This is a genomic window from Streptomyces sp. ITFR-21, assembly GCF_031844685.1.
Taxonomy (GTDB): Bacteria; Actinomycetota; Actinomycetes; order Streptomycetales; family Streptomycetaceae; genus Actinacidiphila.
This window is the reverse complement of sequence record NZ_CP134605.1, coordinates 4,613,266-4,631,956: the sequence shown is the minus strand read 5'-3', so window position 1 is coordinate 4,631,956 and position 18,691 is coordinate 4,613,266. Positions and strand designations below refer to the sequence as shown.

General features: G+C 65.1%; 28 protein-coding genes. 8 read left to right on the top strand and 20 right to left on the bottom strand.

Going from position 1 to position 18,691, the window contains the following annotated elements:
* The first annotated feature begins 2 nt into the window (after nt 1-2).
* The 3 genes from RLT57_RS20685 to RLT57_RS20675 are packed head-to-tail and all read left to right on the top strand — an operon-like array spanning nt 3 to nt 1,312.
* Entirely contained in the window at nt 3-518 is a 516-nt protein-coding gene (locus RLT57_RS20685) for a hypothetical protein (RefSeq protein WP_311298761.1), read from the top strand.
* Nucleotides 515-1,003 carry an HNH endonuclease signature motif containing protein gene (locus tag RLT57_RS20680; protein ID WP_311298760.1) on the top strand — a complete coding sequence of 163 codons (489 nt, stop codon included), beginning with the start codon at nt 515-517 and terminating at the stop codon, nt 1,001-1,003. The genes RLT57_RS20685 and RLT57_RS20680 overlap by 4 nt, the downstream gene beginning before the upstream one ends.
* Nucleotides 1,004-1,015: 12 nt before the next feature.
* Nucleotides 1,016-1,312, top strand: a complete 297-nt coding sequence (locus RLT57_RS20675; RefSeq protein WP_311298759.1) for a hypothetical protein — start codon at nt 1,016-1,018, stop codon at nt 1,310-1,312.
* Here RLT57_RS20675 and RLT57_RS20670 read toward each other — a convergent pair.
* Both RLT57_RS20670 and RLT57_RS20665 read right to left on the bottom strand, forming a co-directional pair.
* Entirely contained in the window at nt 1,302-2,051 is a 750-nt protein-coding gene (locus RLT57_RS20670; RefSeq protein WP_311300787.1) for a TIGR00730 family Rossman fold protein, read from the bottom strand. The two genes, RLT57_RS20675 and RLT57_RS20670, sit on opposite strands and share 11 nt — an antisense overlap.
* Nucleotides 2,052-2,157: 106 nt before the next feature.
* Nucleotides 2,158-2,658, bottom strand: a complete 501-nt coding sequence (locus tag RLT57_RS20665; RefSeq protein ID WP_311298758.1) for a hypothetical protein — start codon at nt 2,656-2,658, stop codon at nt 2,158-2,160.
* Between the two features lie 119 nt (nt 2,659-2,777).
* Here RLT57_RS20665 and RLT57_RS20660 point away from each other — a divergent pair, with 119 nt between their 5' ends.
* The 4 genes from RLT57_RS20660 to RLT57_RS20645 are packed head-to-tail and all read left to right on the top strand — an operon-like array spanning nt 2,778 to nt 5,174.
* Nucleotides 2,778-3,245: a hypothetical protein gene (locus tag RLT57_RS20660; RefSeq protein ID WP_311298757.1), complete on the top strand. Its 468-nt coding sequence runs from the start codon at nt 2,778-2,780 to the stop codon at nt 3,243-3,245.
* Nucleotides 3,242-3,514, top strand: a complete 273-nt coding sequence (locus RLT57_RS20655) for a hypothetical protein (protein ID WP_311298756.1) — start codon at nt 3,242-3,244, stop codon at nt 3,512-3,514. The genes RLT57_RS20660 and RLT57_RS20655 overlap by 4 nt, the downstream gene beginning before the upstream one ends.
* Nucleotides 3,511-3,696, top strand: coding sequence for a hypothetical protein (locus RLT57_RS20650; RefSeq protein WP_311298755.1), 186 nt, complete (start codon nt 3,511-3,513; stop codon nt 3,694-3,696). The genes RLT57_RS20655 and RLT57_RS20650 overlap by 4 nt, the downstream gene beginning before the upstream one ends.
* Nucleotides 3,693-5,174, top strand: a complete 1,482-nt coding sequence (locus tag RLT57_RS20645) for a hypothetical protein (protein WP_311298754.1) — start codon at nt 3,693-3,695, stop codon at nt 5,172-5,174. Before RLT57_RS20650 ends, RLT57_RS20645 begins: the two co-directional genes overlap by 4 nt.
* Before the next feature lie 52 nt (nt 5,175-5,226).
* On the opposite strand, the gene RLT57_RS20640 is transcribed toward RLT57_RS20645, so the two are convergent.
* From RLT57_RS20640 to RLT57_RS20610, 7 genes are all read right to left on the bottom strand, one after another.
* A complete protein-coding gene (locus RLT57_RS20640; protein WP_311298753.1) occupies nt 5,227-5,940 on the bottom strand; it encodes a hypothetical protein in 714 nt (237 codons plus the stop codon).
* A gap of 55 nt (nt 5,941-5,995) precedes the next feature.
* Nucleotides 5,996-6,202: a hypothetical protein gene (locus RLT57_RS20635; RefSeq protein ID WP_311298752.1), complete on the bottom strand. Its 207-nt coding sequence runs from the start codon at nt 6,200-6,202 to the stop codon at nt 5,996-5,998.
* A gap of 69 nt (nt 6,203-6,271) precedes the next feature.
* Entirely contained in the window at nt 6,272-6,634 is a 363-nt protein-coding gene (locus tag RLT57_RS20630; protein ID WP_311298751.1) for a hypothetical protein, read from the bottom strand.
* An 85-nt stretch (nt 6,635-6,719) separates the two neighbouring features.
* Entirely contained in the window at nt 6,720-6,971 is a 252-nt protein-coding gene (locus RLT57_RS20625; protein ID WP_311298750.1) for a hypothetical protein, read from the bottom strand.
* Between the two features lie 57 nt (nt 6,972-7,028).
* Complete coding sequence (locus RLT57_RS20620) at nt 7,029-7,316, bottom strand: hypothetical protein (protein WP_311298749.1); 288 nt, start codon at nt 7,314-7,316, stop codon at nt 7,029-7,031.
* Nucleotides 7,317-7,908: 592 nt separating this feature from the next.
* Nucleotides 7,909-9,636: a recombinase family protein gene (locus RLT57_RS20615; protein WP_311298748.1), complete on the bottom strand. Its 1,728-nt coding sequence runs from the start codon at nt 9,634-9,636 to the stop codon at nt 7,909-7,911.
* Nucleotides 9,637-9,759: 123 nt separating this feature from the next.
* The gene (locus RLT57_RS20610) at nt 9,760-10,020 is read right to left on the bottom strand and encodes a hypothetical protein (RefSeq protein ID WP_311298888.1); all 261 of its coding nucleotides are present in this window, start codon (nt 10,018-10,020) and stop codon (nt 9,760-9,762) included.
* A gap of 108 nt (nt 10,021-10,128) precedes the next feature.
* On the opposite strand from RLT57_RS20610, the gene RLT57_RS20605 reads away from it, so the two are divergent.
* Entirely contained in the window at nt 10,129-10,701 is a 573-nt protein-coding gene (locus tag RLT57_RS20605) for a YkgJ family cysteine cluster protein (RefSeq protein WP_311298887.1), read from the top strand.
* A 70-nt stretch (nt 10,702-10,771) separates the two neighbouring features.
* Here RLT57_RS20605 and RLT57_RS20600 read toward each other — a convergent pair whose 3' ends face one another.
* The 11 genes from RLT57_RS20600 to RLT57_RS20550 all read right to left on the bottom strand — a co-directional run bounded on the left by RLT57_RS20600 (nt 10,772) and on the right by RLT57_RS20550 (nt 18,656).
* Nucleotides 10,772-11,470 carry a hypothetical protein gene (locus RLT57_RS20600; protein ID WP_311298886.1) on the bottom strand — a complete coding sequence of 233 codons (699 nt, stop codon included), beginning with the start codon at nt 11,468-11,470 and terminating at the stop codon, nt 10,772-10,774.
* Entirely contained in the window at nt 11,470-11,901 is a 432-nt protein-coding gene (locus tag RLT57_RS20595) for a hypothetical protein (RefSeq protein ID WP_311298885.1), read from the bottom strand. The genes RLT57_RS20600 and RLT57_RS20595 overlap by 1 nt, the downstream gene beginning before the upstream one ends.
* A 191-nt stretch (nt 11,902-12,092) precedes the next feature.
* Nucleotides 12,093-12,992: a histone-like nucleoid-structuring protein Lsr2 gene (locus RLT57_RS20590; RefSeq protein ID WP_311298884.1), complete on the bottom strand. Its 900-nt coding sequence runs from the start codon at nt 12,990-12,992 to the stop codon at nt 12,093-12,095.
* A gap of 156 nt (nt 12,993-13,148) precedes the next feature.
* On the bottom strand, nt 13,149-13,841 hold the full coding sequence (locus RLT57_RS20585) for a histone-like nucleoid-structuring protein Lsr2 (RefSeq protein WP_311298883.1): 693 nt from the start codon (nt 13,839-13,841) through the stop codon (nt 13,149-13,151).
* 522 nt (nt 13,842-14,363) lie between these two features.
* On the bottom strand, nt 14,364-14,660 hold the full coding sequence (locus RLT57_RS20580; RefSeq protein WP_311298882.1) for a hypothetical protein: 297 nt from the start codon (nt 14,658-14,660) through the stop codon (nt 14,364-14,366).
* A gap of 249 nt (nt 14,661-14,909) precedes the next feature.
* Nucleotides 14,910-15,713 carry a DUF6881 domain-containing protein gene (locus tag RLT57_RS20575; protein WP_311298881.1) on the bottom strand — a complete coding sequence of 268 codons (804 nt, stop codon included), beginning with the start codon at nt 15,711-15,713 and terminating at the stop codon, nt 14,910-14,912.
* Between the two features lie 91 nt (nt 15,714-15,804).
* On the bottom strand, nt 15,805-16,446 hold the full coding sequence (locus tag RLT57_RS20570) for a hypothetical protein (RefSeq protein WP_311298880.1): 642 nt from the start codon (nt 16,444-16,446) through the stop codon (nt 15,805-15,807).
* Between the two features lie 2 nt (nt 16,447-16,448).
* A complete protein-coding gene (locus tag RLT57_RS20565) occupies nt 16,449-16,892 on the bottom strand; it encodes a hypothetical protein (RefSeq protein WP_311298879.1) in 444 nt (147 codons plus the stop codon).
* Between the two features lie 87 nt (nt 16,893-16,979).
* On the bottom strand, nt 16,980-17,426 hold the full coding sequence (locus tag RLT57_RS20560; protein WP_311298878.1) for a hypothetical protein: 447 nt from the start codon (nt 17,424-17,426) through the stop codon (nt 16,980-16,982).
* Between the two features lie 268 nt (nt 17,427-17,694).
* The gene (locus RLT57_RS20555) at nt 17,695-17,928 is read right to left on the bottom strand and encodes a hypothetical protein (RefSeq protein WP_311298877.1); all 234 of its coding nucleotides are present in this window, start codon (nt 17,926-17,928) and stop codon (nt 17,695-17,697) included.
* Nucleotides 17,925-18,656 carry a hypothetical protein gene (locus RLT57_RS20550; protein WP_311298876.1) on the bottom strand — a complete coding sequence of 244 codons (732 nt, stop codon included), beginning with the start codon at nt 18,654-18,656 and terminating at the stop codon, nt 17,925-17,927. Before RLT57_RS20550 ends, RLT57_RS20555 begins: the two co-directional genes overlap by 4 nt.
* Between the last annotated feature and the right edge of the window lie 35 nt (nt 18,657-18,691).

Genomic DNA, 18,691 nt, shown 5'->3' with positions numbered 1-18,691 from the left:
GCATGACGAAGATCCGCCTGCTTCTTTGCAAGGACTGCCACTCCACCGAAGTGCTCCCGCACTACGAAGGTGATCCGCGCGGAGACATGGTCCTCGAATACGCCGTCGCGAAGCACCAGTATCCCAACGGTGAGCGACACCTCGGCCGGCTCTACCCGATCGAAGGCGTAGACGAGGACCGTTGGCATTCCGACAGCGCCGCTCGCGAAGAAATCCTCAAGCGCGTCTGGCAGGAAGAGGGCGCCACCGGGCTGGAACCGTGGGTCTATCAGGCCGTGGACACCCTCAAGGCGGACGCCATGCAGTGCTGGCGCGGCCGGGGCCGGCCGGAGACCTGCTCCGATTTCCACTCGGACAAGAAGATCCTCATCCCGCCGACCGCTGCCGACCGCAGGGCCGAAGGTCTGCCCAAGTGGAACAAGGCGAACCCTGCGGGACAGAGGTATCTCTGCGACTACTGCCCCATCCGCAGCGTCAACGAGCAGAAGATGCGCGCAAAGCTCGGGCTCTACGAATGACCGCCGGCAACCACCTCGCCCCAAAAGGCGGCTGGGAGAGGCGCTTCTTCGACAAGGTCGACCCTGGCACCGAATTCGACGACTGCCACATATGGCAGGGAGCCCGCGACGACTACGGATACGGCAAGTTCCGGCTGCCCACCGGTCACGTCAAGGGCACCCACATCATCGCTTGGGAACTGGCCAACCAGAAGACGGTTCCCCCGGGTTGGCACGTCGACCACCGCTGCCGCATTCGCTCCTGCTGCAACCCTGAACACCTGGAGCCCGTGCCGGCCACGGAAAACGTGGCCCGGGGAGAGTCCTTCTCCGCGAAGAACGCGCGCAAGACCCACTGTCCCAAGGGTCACGAATACACGGATGAAAACACCCGCTGGCACTCCGGCCGACGCGAGTGCATCACCTGCATCCGTACTCGCGACCGCGCTCGCCGGAAGGCAGCACGCGAGGAAAAAGAAGACCTCTACGCACATGACATCGACTAGGAGAACAACCTCATGCCGCTCGACACAGTAGAGTCCTCGAACTTCGGCGGAAGCCTCAATGTCCGCACCGCATTCATGGTCGTCCAGCACGAAAACGGAGAGTGGGAGGCCATCAGCGACCTCTCGAAGTCCGTCACAGCCGAACACCCCACCTCTGTCATCGAGATGAAGTTCGGCTGCTCCGAGGTCGTCTCGGACATCGAGGCGTCCAAGCAGGCCGCCATCACCGCGCACCAGCTCATGGCGATGACGGCACAGATGCAGCAGGCCGCACAGACCAGGTCCCTCGCCGACAGCCTCAAGCTGTGATGGAGCCGTGCTGGCCGACTTCCTTCGAGACCAGGGCAACGGCCTCTTCCACGTCGTCCGTAACGTGGAAGAGCATGAGGTCTTTCTCAGACGCCTTTCCTTGTGCAACCAGCGTGTTCCTGAGCCAGTCGACCAGGCCACCCCAGTACTCGGTGCCGAAGAGCACGATCGGGAAGCGCGTGACCTTCTTCGTCTGAACAAGGGTCAGCGCCTCGAAGAGTTCGTCAAGGGTTCCCAGTCCCCCCGGCAGCACAACAAACCCTTGGCCGTACTTAACGAACATCATTTTTCTTACAAAGAAATAGCGGAAATTGAGCCCCAGGGACACGTACTGGTTGAGGCCCTGCTCGAAGGGCAGCTCGATGCCGAGGCCGACGGAGACGCCGCCCGCTTCGAGGGCGCCCTTGTTGGCGGCCTCCATCGCGCCGGGGCCGCCGCCGGTGATGACGGCGAAGCCCGCCTCGGTCAAGGCGTGGCCGATCCGCACGCCGGCCTCGTACTCGCGGGAGTCGCGCGGCGTCCGGGCGGAGCCGAAGACGCTGATAGCGGGACCGAGTTCTGCCAGCGCGCCGAAGCCCTCGACGAACTCCGACTGGATACGCAGCACCCGCCACGGATCGCTGTGCACCCAGTCGGTGGGGCCGTGGCTGTCCAGCAGGCGCTGATCAGTGGTGCCCGGCTGCACCTGCTCGCGTCGGCGGATCACCGGCCCCTGCCGTTGCTCTTCAGGGGCCTGCATTTCCTCGGGACTAGCCACAATGTGCTCCTTCACTGCTATGCGTCATTCCGGGCCAGGGTAGATCCGCGAGGGTTACCGACGGGGGATGTCAGCATGGCCACCCTGCTCAACCGCTCAGGGATACTGCCGGACGGCCGACGGCCACCAGGGCGTCATCGGACAAGCCGAACTCCAACACCGGTGCGAGCTGGCTCATTTCGTGGATCAGCCCCGGTCCGAACCGTGGGGCTCCGACCCGAGGGCCGATAGGCAGACCCAGGTAGGCGTCGCCCGGCGTCAGCCATGTCGGATCTACGACAGTCCCGTCCTCGGCAACGCACCAGGCGTGCTGGTAATGGATCAGATCTCCGTCGTAGTCGCACACCGCGTACCCCTCGGCGTAGACCAACTCGGGCCGGACGGTCGCCAGGGCGAATGCGTTCGCGTAGCACTGCCTCGGGCTGAGCCGATGCACCGACGCCGGCAAGGACGCCGGCGTGAAGAGCCTGCCGTGCTCCAGCAGAAGATCCGCGAGCGACCCGAAAGCCCACGCGGCCCTGCGGCCCGTCTTCGGCGTCCTGGAGACCTGCGCCCGCATCTCCGCAAGAAGCAACTCCTCAATCGTCACCGGCTTCTCCCCCTTCTGCTCGCACCCTAACGCCGCAGTCGCGGGTGCCAATCATTACCGTTCCAAAATCCAGCATTAATACGCTTTCTGCACTTATCAGGCATACGGAGCTGATCAACGTGCTGACAGCCGTGCTGGTCGTCGAAGGCGTCCTCCGCATACCCGGCACCGAAGGCCACTACGACACCGGATGGGGCCTGTACCAGGCCCTCGTCAAGAACTCGCGCCTGCACCTGCTCTCCCACACGTGGACCGAGCAAGACATCGCTCTGTGGCTCACCAAGCGGCACCTGACCGGCCACCAGTCCTACCTCCACGCCCCCGAGCCCGGACCGGCCGGCCGCCTCGAAGTACTCCAGCGCGTCCGCGCTTGGCGCATCGGCGCCCTCGTCATCGAGTCCGACCCCGCCTGCGCCACAGCCGAGACCTCGGCCGGCTGGAACACCGCGCTCGTCACCCCCGCCTTCCAAGGGCCCCAGCAGCCCACCCCCAGCCCCCAGGAAGTCCGCCCCTGGACCGACCTCGCCGGTGCCGTCGAGCGCCAGCACGATCTCCGCCTCTTCCCCCACAGCACGGAGCAGCCATGAGCGCCAAGCACACCACCACGGCCCACCGCCGAGACACCGATCTCGTGCGGTTCCACCTCGACCGCGCCGAGGACGTCACCGGAATTTCCGGCACCGGGACCGTGGCGGGAGGCGTGATCTTTCCCGACGGCACCGTAGCCATGCGCTGGAACACGCACATCGCCTCCACCGCCGTCTACGACTCCATCAACGACGTCGTGGAGATTCATGGCCACAACGGCGCCACCGTGGTCACCCTGATCGACACCCGCGAAGCAGGCGCCGCATGAGCATGTCCCGCAAGCACTACCGCGCCTTGGCCGAGATCCTCCGCCACGCACACGAGTGCTATCCCGAGGCCGCGAATGCGCTCGACCGAGTCACCCAGGACGTCGCCGGAATCTGCGCAGAGGACAACCACCACTTCCGCCGCCAGCAGTTCTACGACGCAGCCCGCCCGGAGACATCGTGATCTTCTACTTCGCCGGCACAGAAATCCCCTCCCACAGAACCCTGTGCGCGGCCGAAAGCGTCCCCCACGTCGGCATGTCCTACATGGGGTTGCGGCGCCGGGTGAAGTTCACCAAGCCCTGGTCGATCGCTGAGCACTACTCCCCCGAGCAGTCCGTCTTCCTGGACAGTGGCTGTCACACGCTCAACCGGGCCGGCGTCGAGGTCACCCCCGAGGAGATCCAGGAGATAGCCGACCACTACGACGAGTTCGCCGAACAGAACCTGGACCGCGTCCAGGCGTACACGGAGTTCGACGCACTGCCCATGGGCCGCGACTGGATCGAGGCCCGCCGGCAGCACCTCGACCCCGAAAAGTCCATCGTCGTCTGGCACGAGGAATGGGGCCTCGACGCCCTCAAGCGCATGGCCGACCAATACCCCTACATCGCCGTCGGTCAGGGCACCTGCGGCGACCGGGACATCATCCCCGTACTCCGCAGCCTCTCCCGCCAGATCAAGCTCCACGGGATGGGGTTCTCATCCCCGCCACTCATGCTCTCCGCCGACTGGTACTCCGTCTCCTCCACCACCTGGCTGAGCGCCGCCCAACACGGCGAGACGTTCGTCTGGACCGGCAACGAGATGAAGCGGTACCCCGCCAGATACAAGGGGCAGGCACGCAAGCGCCACCGCACCCTCATCACCGGCGCCGGCTTCGACGCAGACCTCATCGACAACGACGACGCGAGCGAGAACCTCCGGCTGTCCCTGTGGTCGTGGCGCCATCAGATCGACCACATCTCGCAGCGCCATGGCAAGACAGTAACTACAACGCCCCTACCCCCCACACCAGACAACGCGGAAAGCAGTGCCCCCACAGTTACGGCGACGCCCGAGAAGGCCGGGCACGAGGGGGTAACTGAGCCGTCTGCCAAACGAGTGAGGAAACTGCTACCCGGCATCGAGACCGAGGAGTTCCTTCACCGCTACACCGACCCCGACACGGGTGAACGCCGCACCCGCACCGAGCACCGCATCAACGCCGTCGACCCCGGCGTCCGCGTCTGTGACGGGTGCTTCCTGGCCCAAAAGTGCCCCGAGTACCAGCCCGGGGAATCCTGCGCGTACGAGCTGCCCGTCCGCGTCCGCACCAAGGAGCAGTACATCGCGCTCCTTGACAGCATGATCAGCATGCAGGCCATGCGCGTCTTCTCTATGCGCATGTCAGAGGAGGTAGAAGGCGGGTACGCCGACCCAAATCTCTCCCAGGAGATGGATCGCCTCGCGAGATTCGTCAAGCTCAAGTCCGACATCGAAGAGGCCGGATTCACCTTCTCGATGAAGATGCAGAGCAAGGACAACGCGGAGGTCGGCTTGATCAGCCGACTCTTCGGGCCAAAGAGCGACGGGCCCCCCGCGCTGTCCCCCGCCGGAACAGTGTCAGCCGAAGACGCCCTCGGCCAGATGGGCATCATGGACGCCGAGATCGTCGAGTAACCCACGCCAAGGGAGTAACCCCTTCCGCGTACTTCCCGACCGGAACCCGCTCCTACGGCAGCTCCTCGCCCCGCTCACCCAGGCCGTCCCGCAAGATCGCCTCCAAGGCGCCGAACCTCTCGTCGGTCACCTCGATGGACACCCGTCCCAACGCACCGAGGCTTCGGTTCTCCTGCACGTCCACCCGCACTCCCATCGCCGAGCGCCCCGGCACGTGCACCTGTGCGTGGAGCCGCTCCAGCAAGTCGGCCAAGACCGGGTAATGCTCCCTGAAGGCCGCCTTCTCTTCCGCGTCCCTCGCCGCACTCTCCGCCGCGTACGCCTCACGGCGGCGTTGCTCGCGCTCCTGCACCTCGGCCTTCTCGGAGGCGTCTGCCTCGCGAAGGCGCTTCATCACGGCTGCCAGACGCTCCGGCGTGAAGAGGAATCGGACCTTCGCCATCGCCGGGCCGGGCTGCCGGTGATCGGTGATCTCGTACCAGCCACGCTTAACCGCGCCGTTCACCCACGGCGTCGGCGCCTCCTCATCCTGCGCCGGCCACGGGAAGAGCAGGCGCCGGCCGACATGTGAGACCTGCACAAGCCGCCCCTCCGCCAGCAGCATCAAGACGTCCGCCCGCGTCGTAGTGTCGTTGACCCCCAGCTTCTCCGCCGTCTTGCGGATCGCCACACCCACGCTGAGGAGTTCGGGGTCTTTGAGACCCGATTCCAGGGCCGACACCGTCGCGATCACGGCCGCCAGACGAGTCTCCAGTCGGTTGTCCATACGCCTCTCCTTCACAGCGCCTGTCTACCATCCGCCACCGCCAGTACGGGATTTTTCACCTCTTCCGGTGCCGTCTCTTCGGCTTCCTCCGCCTCCTCAGCTTCGGCATCCTCGGCTTCGGCATCGTCGGCAGCTTCGGCCGCCAGTCAGAGTCCGCCAGCAGTACAAGGGAAAAGCCCCCCACAACAAGGACGCCCAAGGTGGCCACCGCCGTCCAGGGGCTGTAGAAGATCAACTCCAGAACCGAGAAGAGGAAAGACACGAGACCTCCAGACATGACGAAGCCCCCGCTCCGGACCGAAGCGGGGGCTGACCGACCTACGGCGTCGGCCTACTCCCTCGGGCACCCCGCATGCGGCTCCAAGCACGCGTGCACGCCCAGGTGCGTGATCCCGCCCTCGACTCGTGCCAGGACCGCGAACGCCGTCGCCAGGGCCGCCAGGACCCCAGTCGGCTTCTGCTGCTGCTTCTGGAACATGAAGGCGTCCGCCCCGGACGCGATCAGCGCCGAGCACTCCTTCGCCAACACGCCGATCTCCAGCTCGCTCGCGTCCCGCAGCTCCCAGATGCGCAGCGGCACCAGCCCAACCAGGGCGTGCCCCACGCGCTCCCAGAACTCGTCGGTCTCCATCCGCTCATTCGGTACGCACGTGACGAACCCGAGCAGCGAAGGCGTTATCCGCGAGTCATCCATCGACTCCTCCTCGAAATGTGTCTGGACATGACAGAAGCCCCCCGGCTCCCGAAGGAGACGAGGGGCTTCGTGGATGAGATGGCGCTTATTCGGCCGGTTCTTTGAGCGTGATCTCTTCCTTTTCCAGCCGGTCGAAGATAGCGCCGATGTGCGCCTGGACGTTGTCGGGCGTGGCCTTGCGCCGCATGTTCAAGTTCTCGTCCGTCGCCGCCCCGCCGAGGATGGTGACCTCCCCGTAGTCCGGATCGGCACGGAACCTGCGGAGCTGGAATCCTGTGCCGCCCTCCCACACGACGGCGATCCCCGGCGCCCGCTTGTCGACGTAGAACCCCATCATCGGAGATTCACCTCCGCCGTGGCCTCTCCAGGTGCCTCGGACGGCTGTCGGGCTGGCTCAGCCACGGCTGTCCTGCCGTACCGTCTCGATGTACCGGTCCTCGATCTGGAACGGCATCTCCCCCGCGATGACCCACAGGGACTCCGGGAGCTGGCTCTGTGCGATGCCTTCGGCCTCGGCCGGGTTCGGCCGGCCATCGACGTCCCACACCGCGAAGACGTCACCGTTCCAGCCACCGATCCGGTTGACCGCGTCCTCGACCTTGGTGGCCACCTTGATCTCGTCGGTGACCACCAGGTCGTCTCCGCCGGCCTCCAGCTTCAACTTCGCCACGACGTAACTCATGTCGTCCTTTCACCCCACCTTGTCTCGACGACTCAGCTTCTCGGCTTCGTCGCCCTCGTGATTATCCCGCAGGACGTTCAGTCCCGGGGCTTGAACCCTGCCTTCGCACACATCGCAGTCGCAGGTGTGCGTCATACAGGGGCAACCCGTGTCATCGCAATATGGCTCGGGCCCGTGCAGATGTGTCGGGTCCGGCTCATCGCAATTCCAGTCCTCGCAGGATCGGTCGCGCCCCCAGGTGGGATACACGATGTGCTCCCGCCTGAATCCGTGGGGTAGAGGGACCTCCGGGCACTCGAACTCCGCCTGCCCCGCCCGCTCCTTGGAGGCAAAAGCGGCCCGACAGCCCGTGCACTGGAACCGGCCCTCGCCCCGCAGCCGAACGGTATGCCTGGCCACCGAACCTCGCTCTCTTGGTATTTTCTAACTGTAATTCATTCACCCCAATGGCCGCTGACAAAACGCCAGCACCCGGGGAAGGTCATTGCCATGTCGACGAATGACCGCTCCCCGGGCGCTGGGCTTACCCCGGACCAGGCCGCGCACCGCGATCAGTGCATGGATCGGTTCTGGGGCGCCTACGGGACCATCCTCAGCCGCATGCGGCTAGATGGTCGTCTTGAGAAGATTCCTCTTCCGCAGGAACTTCCCAGTGCGGGACAATCACCAAGCGATTGTTCTTCTTCCCGGGCTGCTTGACCACTAGCATGTGGTCGACCAGCGGTTCGAGGCACATGCGCTTCTCGTCGTCGTTCATCAGCGGCCACGTATCAGCCAGGCTGCGGAACTCAGCGGGCGACGGCGGCTTCGATACCCGAGCTGAAGCCTTCTTTTTCATTTGATCCCGCATCGCGGTGAGGGGATCGAGTTCTGCGGTGATCTCGGCCTGTTTGATGCGGAAGGCCGTCGGGTGCAGGGCAGCCTCTTCGTCAAGCTGCAAGTCCGTAAGCCTGGAAAGCTTGCGCTCCAGAACCGCGATCTTCGTCTCAAGCTCCTGAAGTGCGGATTTCTTCTTCTCGACTTCCGCCTTCTTCACCGCCGCCTTCGCGACAGCCTCGCGTCCTTTTTCCTCATCCGAGGCTTGCTCTGACAACCAGTCCAACACGCACTTGTCTGCCAGATGCCGACTGATGGTGATCCCGCTACACAGCTTCTCTCGAACTGCCCGGCAACCGTACGTGCCGACATAGGTCTTCGCGCCCTTGGGACCTGTTCTCGACTTGCCTGCCGTCATACGACTCCGGCACAGCTCTCCGGGAGTTGTCACCGGTACGCGCTCGGGATCTTTCGGCCGACCGCAGCGCAGAAACGGGCTGAACGGGTGCTTAACCTTAGAGGAGAAGGCCGCCTCTTCTGCCGGCGTTCCCCGCTTGGCCTTATAGCGTTCCCAGAGTCCCGGCTTGGTGATGCAGGGCTTGTGCTTACCCAGCTCCCAGACGTCGTAGGTGTCGGGACGATTGCTGGTGTACTTGCGCGTCAGTCCACGCCCTGTTGCCGGGATCGTTCGCCTGCGAAGCCACCCTGCGCCGAAACCCGTATCCAGCGCGGCAAACCACTGGGCTTCAGTCATCGGGTTGTTGCGAACAGAGGTGACACCCCGCTTCCGCATCTCGATGACCAGACGACGGGCGGGCTCGTTTCCGTCAGTCCAGCGTTCCATGAATTCCGCGAGGGCATCTGCTCGGAACTTGTCGATCTGATGGAGCCCATTGCACTCGCCGCACTGCTTGGTGACCCGGCGCCTTATCTTCCCGTTCGAGAGAGTCTCTTCGGTCAGGGTGCACTCTGGGCAGATCATGTAGCCCATACGAGGCGCCCCCGTATGAGGCTTACCTTCTTTGCGGCGGCGCGCGTGCGTCCGAATCCAGTGGTCGCCGATGTGGTTGCGCTGAATATGTGCAACGAAGTCGTCGGTGTCGCGCTGAGTGCGTCCCTCCGAAGTGGTGATGTCGGTAGGGTTTTTCGCGGCGATGAGATAGCCGCCGACCTCGTTGAGTTGCTTTTCCCAAGCCTGGTTGAGGGTGATCCCACCTCGACCAAACCGGCTGCGGTCGGCAGTCAGGACGATATTGGCGTCGCCCTGCCGTACGTGGTTGAAGACGGTGGCCATCTTGCGTTTCTCGAAGGTGCCACCGGATTCGCCCCGGTCTTCGATAACGGCGTATACGCCAATGCCCCACTTGTCGCAGAACTCTGTGGTGACCATGAGCTGTTCCGTGAGGCTGAACTGCTCTTCCCGGTCGGTCGAGATCCGCAAGTAGATGATCGCGATGAGGACTTCGAATCCGGGGATTTTCCGAAGCTTTTCGAGGAGCTGCATCAAGCCTCCGTTGGTCAGCCCCCCTCGGTTCCCAGTCTTGCAGGTGGGGGTCCTCTGGAGGGGTATCTCGATACTCGTGTTGACCAACAATCCACGAACATGGAGTGCTCGTCAACACGAGTATCACGATGAGGCGCTGACCTGCGGGTTTGCCGTGTCGAGGCGCTCGTCGAGGTCCAGGAGCGCTCGTAGACCCCTCGCGACGGGGCTCTCGTCGTCGCCGAGCTTGGCCGCGAGGTAGTCGAGCTGCGCGGGGGTGAGAGTGGTCGTCACCGACCCCGAGGGAAGCATCCGCTCGACCTGTCGGGCCGTCATCTGATAGCGCAGGATGTCGTCCGCCGACATGTGGTCAGCGGCGAGGTGAGCGTGTTGTCTTGGTACCACCTTCAGGTGCGTCATGCGTCGTGATCATAGCCTCGCAGATGTGGACACCACCACCCGAACGGGTGAGCTTGGCACCACCCTGACAGACGCTCACCTAGGGTGCTGAGCATGGACGGTGAGGAACTGTTGGGTGCGGTGCTCCGGCTGGCGAATACCCCGGTCAGGAAGCCCAATCTGGCGGCCCTGGAGAGGGTGTACGCCGAACTTCCCGCGCTGCAATGCCAGGGAAAATGCTGGTCTGCTTGCGGTGGCAAACTTCCTGCGAGCCCGGTCGAAATGGAGCGGGCCCGGAAGGCTGGCTACGACTTGGCCGGCCGAAATCTCCAGCCGACGCTGGCGACGGTCTGTGCCGCTCTGGACCTGACGACGCACCGCTGCCGCGTATATCAGGGGCGGCCGATGATCTGCCGTCTTTGGGGTGTCTTCGCGGCCTTGGCTTGCCCATGGGGGTGCGAGCCCGAGGGCGGACACCTCGATGACCTTGAGGCAATGCGGCGGTTGAACCTGGCGCTGTGGCACGGAGGGGCTCCGGAAGCATTGGAGCCGGAGGTGTTCGAGGCTGCTGTGGGCGATTCGCGGGTGGTGAGTGCACTCCTGGAGAACGTCCGTCGGCACCGTCCGGTTCGTGAGGATGCAGTGATTATTCCCGCGACGCTGGGATCAGGGCGTCGTACCAGTTAGAGCCTGTAACGCCGGGAAGCCCCCGGGGCGCGTGGCTACGCCGAGCGGGGGCTTCTTCCTGTCGCTGAGGTTATGCGCTGTGTGCGTGGAGGCGGGTTTCTGCTGCGTCCTTGGCTTCCTGGCTGGAGGGTTGCCAGGCGCCTGCTTTGTGGATGTGGGAGGCGCGGGAGGCTTCGCTGAGGAAGCCGTACCCGCCGTGCTCTGCGCACGTCTGGTGCAGGGTGCAGTAGTGAGTGAACCGCTCTTCTGGCTGGAGTTCGAAGGCGATGTCGGGGCCTTCGTAGCGGCTGCCGTCGGGCTTCTTGTGGCTGTGGGCGTGGCCGGTGCGGTTCCGGATGTCTACCCAGTAGCCAGTGGGCTTGTCGGCGCGGTGCGGGAGGGGGCACTTGACCTGTACGACGTCGTCTTTCCAGTCTCCGTTGCTGGGCTTGTTTCGGATGCTGGTGATTGCCTCGGGTTCCGTCAGGGGTGCGGGCTCCAGTGCGGGTCTTCCGGCTGGGGGGAGGGCAAGCTGTGCGGGCACTCGACGTGGGGGACTCGTGTCCCGGGCGGCGCGGAAGAAGCTGTCGAGGACACCCGGTTGAAGCAGCGCGAGGACGCTCTCCCTACGGGGGTAGTAGAAGTCGAACAGCCAGGCGCAGAAGCCGCAGAGGTCGACTTGTTTTCCGTTTTCCAGCGTTCTCTCGTGGCCGGCCGGTGTGGGCGTTTCCGCGTCGGGGAGAGCTGCGTGCCAGTCGCAGCTCGTGACGTTGATGAGTTCTCGGGCCATCAGGCGGCGCCCCGGGCCGACTTTTCCTTGGTCTCCTGACTGCTGCGGAGGGGGGTGGGCGCGTCGACGATTTCTCCCCAGAGCTGGTTCATGCCGACTTCGCGGCGGACGCTGATTCCGGTCTGGCTGACGCCGACGGGGCTGACGAGCGCGGGGTGGCGGTGAGAGTAGGTGAATTCTGTACGGTCGATGGGGCCTCGCCTGCCCACTGTGAGGGTGGTGTGGCGGAGCATGTCGCATCGGTCGCATCGCTGGGTCTTGTCGATGGCCACGGCGTTGCGGGGGTTGCGGACTTCGTGGCCCTTGGCGTTCCATCCGTGCCAGTCGTAGGCCACCCAGTGGTGGCCCTTGCTGAGGCAGTCTGCGAGTGTGCGCGGGATCGTCTCGACGAATGTGTAGACCTCTTCGTCGGTGACGAGCTTGTCTTGCACCGGTCACTCCTAGGGGCGATCCAATTTCGTTCTGGCTAAACTAGCGGCCAAAGTTGCCTGGCTGGAACGCACCTGTGAGAAATGTTTAGCTGCCACTCGAATGGGTGAATATCACGGGCTTGGTGGGTGGCCCGCAGCGTTGCTCGCTACGGGCTTCACCACACGTTCATACTGTCCGGTGAGAACGACGGTCATGCGGCCTTGCTGGTCCGCACCGCGTAGGCGTGGCGGCCGAAGGGCGTGATGGTCCAGCCGTGCGGGCTGTTGGGGTCCTGCTCGATGAACTCCATGTTCTCCAGGCGGGTGTCGCTGGTCTTGAGGTAGCTGACCTTGTTCCCTCGGGCCAGGGGCAGCACGCCAGCGAGCTGGCCGAGAATTCCGAGGTTCTGGTCGCTGAGGGCCGCGATGCGTTCCGTCAGCGTCCACTCGGCGATCTTGTCGGTACGGGTGTTGCCGTACCCGGTGCGGCGCTGCCACTTCTTCGGGTCGGCCATGCGGGCGCTGGGGGTGATCGGCCGGTAGTGCCTGCGGGCTTCGGCCTCGGCGGCGTCGGTCTCTCCGGCCGTCTCGGCGGCCTTGGTCTCGGAGCGCGTGGCGGCGTTCACGGCCTTGGAGTGGTCGAGCTGCTTGACGGGCGTGTCGCCGTCCGGGTCCCAGTCCTTGTCGCCCTCTTCGCTCTGGTGCGGGATGCGGAGGAGTTCGTTGAGCGGGCCGCCGTCACCGCGCTGGAAGGCGCTGTAGGCGTCCTTGTATTTCTTGGCCAGTACTCCGCGCTGGTTCTCGGGAATGAGGCCGTGCGAGATGGCCCAGGCTCGTGCCTCGGCGGGGTCGACACCGTTCTGGTGGCGGCTGAGGGTGGCCCCGGGGCCGGCGTCGGTTTCCATGGGGCGGGGCCTGGTGGTCCGCGTCTTGGCCGTGACGCGGGCGGCTTGGCGGAACTCCTTGAGTCGGGCGCGGAGCACGTGGGCGTTGTCGGCGCTGAGGTCGATCTCGTAGGTGACTCCGTCCAGGGCGAATTGCACGGTCTCGACGGCTTCGGTCTGGCCGGTGGGGTCGAGGTCGTCGACGAGGGTGATGACGGTCTTCTTCATGGCGGGCTCTTTCTATGTGTGGGCATGCAAAAGGCCCCGCTTGGTTGGCGGGGCCCTGTGTGCGTCCGCTGTTGGTCTTGCTCCAGCGGGTGGGTTGGTTTGGGAGGTGGGCAGAGCCTCGCAGCAGGGGCGGGCTGCGAGACCGAGGGCGACGCGTCAGGCTGATAGAGGCTCTTTGTTGAGGCGGAGCCAGGTTCGTCCCACGTCTGTGACGACGTAGGTGCCTTCGGCCGTTAGATCCATGCAGCCACGGCGGCGGAGTGCTTCGTAGCTGCTCCGGTCTGTGGGGTCGGCGGCAGTTGCTGTTCCGTCCCCGGCGCAGGTCTCTCGCAGGCGCTTGCACTGGGGTTCCGACAGTTTGCCGACGGCGCGGGCTTGGCGTTCGAGGTGGTCTTCGGTTGTGGCTGTGCCTTGCCGGATGCTGACGACTTTGCGTGGTTCGGTCGTAGAGGCAGCGTTTGGGTCGATGCCGGCCCGTTCAAGCAGCGAGTCGAGCAGACTCCGGTCGCCGTGCTTGACGTGCTGCTCCCAGGCTTTGCGGGTCTTTTGAGGGATGCGTCCGAGAGGGTTGATGGGTAGGTGGTGCCGATCTGCCCATTCTCGGATGCGGATGCCCTCCTCGCGGAGCGCGGCCTGGGTGACTGGAGGCGTTCCCTTGGCTGCGAGGTTCGTGGACTTGGCGGGACGGCTTGCCTCCATGAATGGGTCGAGGAGGCGACGAAACCTGGCTGCGTTTTCGTGAGAGAGTTCGATTTCCCTCGGCTTGCCGTCGAGCGCGAAGGTCACCGTCTCGTGGGCTTCGCTCCCATCCAGATCGTCGACGAGTCGGACCCGGACCTTCTGCGCCATGTCTTGTCCTCCAAGGCGTTGCGAAATTACTACCCGGGGCCGCACTGTAGCGGCCAAGGCTGAGAGAATCCCTGCGTTGGCCGGTATTTTCTCTGGTATGTGGCAATCAGGCGTTAAACACTCGCTGGGCGCACGAGCGCGCATATGCCCCCAGGGGCGTGCGCCGTCTCACACCGATGGTCGCTTTTATGTGAAACGCGGAGTGCATCCAAGCGTCTTAGGTTGCCTCCGTCACCCATTCGGGCGACGGCATAACCATTTTTTCGACGTCAAAGCCTTGGGGGTTGCGTGACCGCACGAGGTCGATCCTAAACGATCATGCAAGTGCCGTACGAGGAGGCAGCGAGTCTGACCCTGCCCCCCGTGGCTCCGTACGCGCCCCACCGCAACGGGCCCGGCATCGCCGGGAGGGCACACGGCCAGCTCCGATCGCAGCTCCCGGTGGCGGCACCGACAGGCGTTCGTGCTGCTCGCTTTTTTCGTAGCGATGCCGATTTTTTAGACCGTTTCACACATATATTTTCACGCGGTCTCGCGGTCTCGCCATTTCTTCAGCACGTTGCGTCCGACCTCTGTCAGGCCGAGAATCCGCCAGCCGCCTTCGTGTTTTTCGTCCTCGGCTTCGAGCCACTCGACGTCCCACAGGCCCCGCTCCTGGAGTGCTCGAACCTCGTGGGCGTCCCACAGTTCGCCGGTGGCCTTGCGGATCTCGAAGCGGCCCAGGCCATCCTCGCCAGCATGTTCTTCGACATGCGCAAGCCGACTGATTGACCGCTCTCTGATCGCCTGTTCTTTCATGTCGGCATCGACGTACTTCATGCGGTAGCCCGAGCCGGGAGCCACTTCGCTCTCCTATGTCGTTGGGGTCGTTTCGTCGGCATCGGCCGGTTACCGCACTTTCGGCAGCATCCCACTCCGGCCCACCCGCCACCGTAGGACGGATGGGCCGGCGAAGGAGGCAGCAGAAGCGTCAGCCGGCCACGGTGTCCGCTCGACGTGTGCCCCCAGTGTCTCGCGACCTGGGTGCGCTGTTCACGTTGCGGTGGTGTCCGTGGCCGGCTGGGCGGTTCAGGCAGTGGGGAAGAGCGCCGGGAAGACGCGCCGGGCCATCTCCCCGTGCTCCGCACAGAACGCCGAACCCTCTTCCTTCGTGCGGGAGCAGGTGACGACCTCCGCGTCCTCCAGGTCGGTCACTACGGGCTCGGCCTTGAACTTCTGCGGCCAGCCGCACTCCTCGCTGGTGGCCCGTTCCCACAGCCGTTCGAACTCATCGGCCGTGGTCGTCTCCGCGCTCTGGCCGTCACGCTGGTTGAGGACGGACAGCGGCCAGACGGTCTCGGATTCCGTGAACTCCTCCTCGGCCGTGCCCTCCCCGAACTCGCCGTCCTGGCGCCACAGATGCCGCCCGTCGGCGTAGACCTCGACGCGGCGCACCTCGGACCTGTGGCGGTCGTTGACCTCCTGGTGGATCTCGCTCGGCCGGCCGAGATTGATCGGACCCTGCCGGATGATCCGCAGGTAACTGATGCGCGGCACGCCGGTGTGGTTGGAGACGATGTTCAGCAGGTGGTCTTCGAACGTCTCGACATCCCACTCCTGCTCGCCGGTGACCAGTCCGTCATGCCGGGCGATCATCTCGTCCGTGATGTCCTCGGCCGTGAAGGGTTCGCCGCCGTTCTTGGTCAGCAGCGGGATGCCGAGGTCGCCGTACGTCTGGAAAACCTTCTTCACCCGGCGCAGGTTCTCGGCACGGTCCCTCTCCTTGAACCGGTAGATCCCCAGGTGCGCCGCGATGACGACGTACAGCAACGGGAACTGCGGATTGACTTCCGGCAGGAACGGAACGCGGTCGTTTTCGGTGGTCTCGGTCATGTGGGCATCTTTCCATCGGGTTGTGACAGCGGGGATAGAAAGAGCCCGGCTCCGGCGCAGGAGCCGGGCTCCTGCGGTGGTGGTCGTGCTCTTACTCGGGCGGCTCGGCGGATTGGACAGGCTGCTCGACGACGGGGCCGGTCGGAGTCGGGGGCGAGGCCGGCCGCTCCAGTCGGGGGTCAGTCGTGGTCACGACCTTGCCTCGGGTGCCGTCGAATGCCGCGTGCCACACGACGCCGTGCTCCCCCTGGAGTTCGAGGACCACGTACCCGGAGGGTCCTGCGTGTTCTCCCGGAGTGAGCTTCTGCGCCGCCTCCAGCATGCTCTTCGCCTTCACCACGCCGGTGAAGCGGGCCTCGAAGGTGACCGCGTACTCGAACTCTTCGGCCTCCTTCTGCGCGGCCGTCTCGGGCTGCTCGTCACGTCTCCGCGTCGCCTTGGCGGCCTGCGCGAGCAGGGCGTTGCCGTAGGCGCGGACGCGGTCCCGGTCCTCCGCCTTGCTCACCTGGCCCAAGGTGATCCAGGTCTCGCGGTACTTGTAGACGGCGTCGCTCGGGGCGTCGTCCTCCTCGGCCTGGCGGCAGGTCGACTCCAGGTATCCGGGGTCCGTCGCTCCGAGGGTGACGAGCCAGGCCCACACATACGGGTGACCGTGGTACTGGCTCGGATTCTTCGGTCTGGACGCGGCTCCCCCCTCGGGAGTCGGCGCCGGGGTCGGTTCGGTGTCGGACATGGTCAGACCGTTTCCTTTCTGGGGGTCGGGAAGGTCAGCCGGAGCAGCTCCCAGAGCAGCTCGCCGTGGATGTCCGGCAGGCGCTCCACGTAGTCGTCGCGCTCGCTGTCCCAGGTCTCCTGGTCGGTGATGACGTCGTGGTCGCCTCGGAGGGCCGCGTCGGTCTCGGACCACTCCCGGTCGAGCACGACGGCGCGGGCCAGCGCCGGCCGCAGCGGGGTGCCGGGGGTGCGCTCGAAGCGGGTGCCGGCGACCTCGAACGAGATCGCCGTCCCCTCGTCAGGCCGGAAGAGGTGCGCGATGCCGTCCTCGACCTTGATCAGCAGGCCGGTGGCCGCCTTGAGGTTCCAGAACAGGGTGACGGTCGCGCCGATCAGGCCCTGGCATTCCTTCGGGCTCAGATCGACGAGCCACCCGCTGCTGCGGCCTTCGGTGATGCTCTTCATGACGGTTTCCCCATTTCAGCGAGGGTTGCGTTTGTGTTCCGGCCGGCCACCGCCACGCCCCCGCAGGGGCGGACGGAAGCGGTCGGCTCAGCGGATGACGGTGAAGAGCTGCTCGTCGTTGACCAGCCTCGGAGCGCCCTTGAAGACGGCGCACAGCCGGAGGTATGCGTCGCGCTCGTTCAGGCCGAACCAGTCGTCACGCTCGATGTCATCGGCGTAGAGCTGCTCGACGCTGGTACCGAAGTGGGCCTGGAGCCGGTCGGAGGCCATCTCGATGGCGTCGGCGACGGTGGTGGCCTCCACGGTGATGACCACGGGCAGCAAGTCAGTGCTGATCGTGGAGCCCTCGTCGTCCGCGACGGTCTCCCAGCCGGCGACGAGGGTGAGGAAGTTCTGCTCCTCGGGACTCGGGAGGCCCTTGTCCACGATGCAGTCGCCGCAATACCGGCTGGAGTAGCCGTCCTCTCCCTTGTCGTCATCACCGGGTTCGATGCAGCGGTAGTTGCATCCCGCGCACTTGAGCAGTCCACTCACTTGTTTCTCCTCCTTGAATGCGCGAGGGCCTGTCTCGTGGCACTCCTGTGCTGTGCCCAACGAGTGGATCGCGACTTGGACAGGTCACCCATTCGGGTGGTGGCATAACAGTTCTTTGCGTAGGGAGCACGGGCACAACAAAAGCCAGGCGCCGCCGAATTCACGGAACCTGGCTTTCATTGAAACCGCACGCGGTCATCCCTTCGACCGCCGGTGGCCGCCACCTTCGACCTCCCGAAGAAGGCCGCCGTTTCTGCTGCGTCCCGGACTAATCGCCGTCGGCGGCGAGTTCCATCGCGCACTCCTCGCAGCCGTTCTTGGGCTGCTCTGCGTCGCGGTGGTCCTCGCACATCTCGTGGACCGTGTACGTCTCCTCGACGTCCTCGGCCACTGCTTCGGCGCGGTACTCGCCCGCTCTCCTCTCGGCCTCCTCCGGGGACCACATCGAGGCTTCGATGCAGCCCTCGGGGGTGAAGATCCCGTACTCGACGGAGCTGGTCACTGGTGCCCGTACTTCTCGCGGACCAGGGTCAGGAAGTCGACGCTGAGGGTGTTGTGCACGACGCCAAGCGTCGTGTCGTCATGCTGGTCGTGGATGATCTCGAACCCGGCGTCGCTGGACGTGCGCAGGGAGAACCGCTGACCACGGTGCTCGGCGAAGGCGCAGTCCTCGCCCGGGTAGGGCCCGCAGTTGCAGATCGGGATCACGTCCTGGAGGACGATGTCGTCCGGCACGGCCTGGCCGATAGGCAGGCGGCGGATGGCGAGCATCCTGCGCAGCAGGCCGTTGCGCTGCTCCAGGTCGCCGAAGCGGGTCATGTCGTTGGAGTCGACGACGCACTCCTCAGTGCGGGATTTGTCGCTCCCCTTCTGCGCCCAGGTGACGCGGTAGCTGGTCACGATGCTCTCCGGCTCGCGCTCGGAGTCGGCGTCAGCCGTCGCTTCGGGTTCTACCTGCTCTTCGGCGTCGAAGGCAAAGGTGTAAGAGAAGTCGATCTTGTCCGGGTCCTTGGGGCTGACGTAGTGCAGGGTGTCGCCCTCGATCCGCCACTCCCCCTTGCTGGGCCACCGCGCGAACCACGGGTCCGTGGCGCCTTCGGCCGTGGTCTTGATCCCCCGGGTCTGCACCGCGTGCACGGTGCGCTCGCCCGACAGCCTCGGGTGCAGGTTGTTGACCACGGTCACACGCTGGCCCACCTTGATGCGGCGCCGGAATGCCGACAGGCTCACTTCGGTTCCTCCTCGACTTATCGACATATATGAGA

Coding starts and splice junctions, on each gene's coding strand:
- RLT57_RS20685 (WP_311298761.1), top strand. CDS start 3: ATGACGAAGATCCGCCTGCTTCTTTGCAAGGACTGCCACTCCACCGAA.
- RLT57_RS20680 (WP_311298760.1), top strand. CDS start 515: ATGACCGCCGGCAACCACCTCGCCCCAAAAGGCGGCTGGGAGAGGCGC.
- RLT57_RS20675 (WP_311298759.1), top strand. CDS start 1,016: ATGCCGCTCGACACAGTAGAGTCCTCGAACTTCGGCGGAAGCCTCAAT.
- RLT57_RS20670 (WP_311300787.1), bottom strand. CDS start 2,051: ATGCAGGCCCCTGAAGAGCAACGGCAGGGGCCGGTGATCCGCCGACGC.
- RLT57_RS20655 (WP_311298756.1), top strand. CDS start 3,242: ATGAGCGCCAAGCACACCACCACGGCCCACCGCCGAGACACCGATCTC.
- RLT57_RS20650 (WP_311298755.1), top strand. CDS start 3,511: ATGAGCATGTCCCGCAAGCACTACCGCGCCTTGGCCGAGATCCTCCGC.
- RLT57_RS20640 (WP_311298753.1), bottom strand. CDS start 5,940: ATGGACAACCGACTGGAGACTCGTCTGGCGGCCGTGATCGCGACGGTG.
- RLT57_RS20630 (WP_311298751.1), bottom strand. CDS start 6,634: ATGGATGACTCGCGGATAACGCCTTCGCTGCTCGGGTTCGTCACGTGC.
- RLT57_RS20625 (WP_311298750.1), bottom strand. CDS start 6,971: ATGATGGGGTTCTACGTCGACAAGCGGGCGCCGGGGATCGCCGTCGTG.
- RLT57_RS20620 (WP_311298749.1), bottom strand. CDS start 7,316: ATGAGTTACGTCGTGGCGAAGTTGAAGCTGGAGGCCGGCGGAGACGAC.
- RLT57_RS20615 (WP_311298748.1), bottom strand. CDS start 9,636: ATGCAGCTCCTCGAAAAGCTTCGGAAAATCCCCGGATTCGAAGTCCTC.
- RLT57_RS20605 (WP_311298887.1), top strand. CDS start 10,129: ATGGACGGTGAGGAACTGTTGGGTGCGGTGCTCCGGCTGGCGAATACC.
- RLT57_RS20600 (WP_311298886.1), bottom strand. CDS start 11,470: ATGGCCCGAGAACTCATCAACGTCACGAGCTGCGACTGGCACGCAGCT.
- RLT57_RS20590 (WP_311298884.1), bottom strand. CDS start 12,992: ATGAAGAAGACCGTCATCACCCTCGTCGACGACCTCGACCCCACCGGC.
- RLT57_RS20585 (WP_311298883.1), bottom strand. CDS start 13,841: ATGGCGCAGAAGGTCCGGGTCCGACTCGTCGACGATCTGGATGGGAGC.
- RLT57_RS20580 (WP_311298882.1), bottom strand. CDS start 14,660: ATGAAGTACGTCGATGCCGACATGAAAGAACAGGCGATCAGAGAGCGG.
- RLT57_RS20575 (WP_311298881.1), bottom strand. CDS start 15,713: ATGACCGAGACCACCGAAAACGACCGCGTTCCGTTCCTGCCGGAAGTC.
- RLT57_RS20570 (WP_311298880.1), bottom strand. CDS start 16,446: ATGTCCGACACCGAACCGACCCCGGCGCCGACTCCCGAGGGGGGAGCC.
- RLT57_RS20565 (WP_311298879.1), bottom strand. CDS start 16,892: ATGAAGAGCATCACCGAAGGCCGCAGCAGCGGGTGGCTCGTCGATCTG.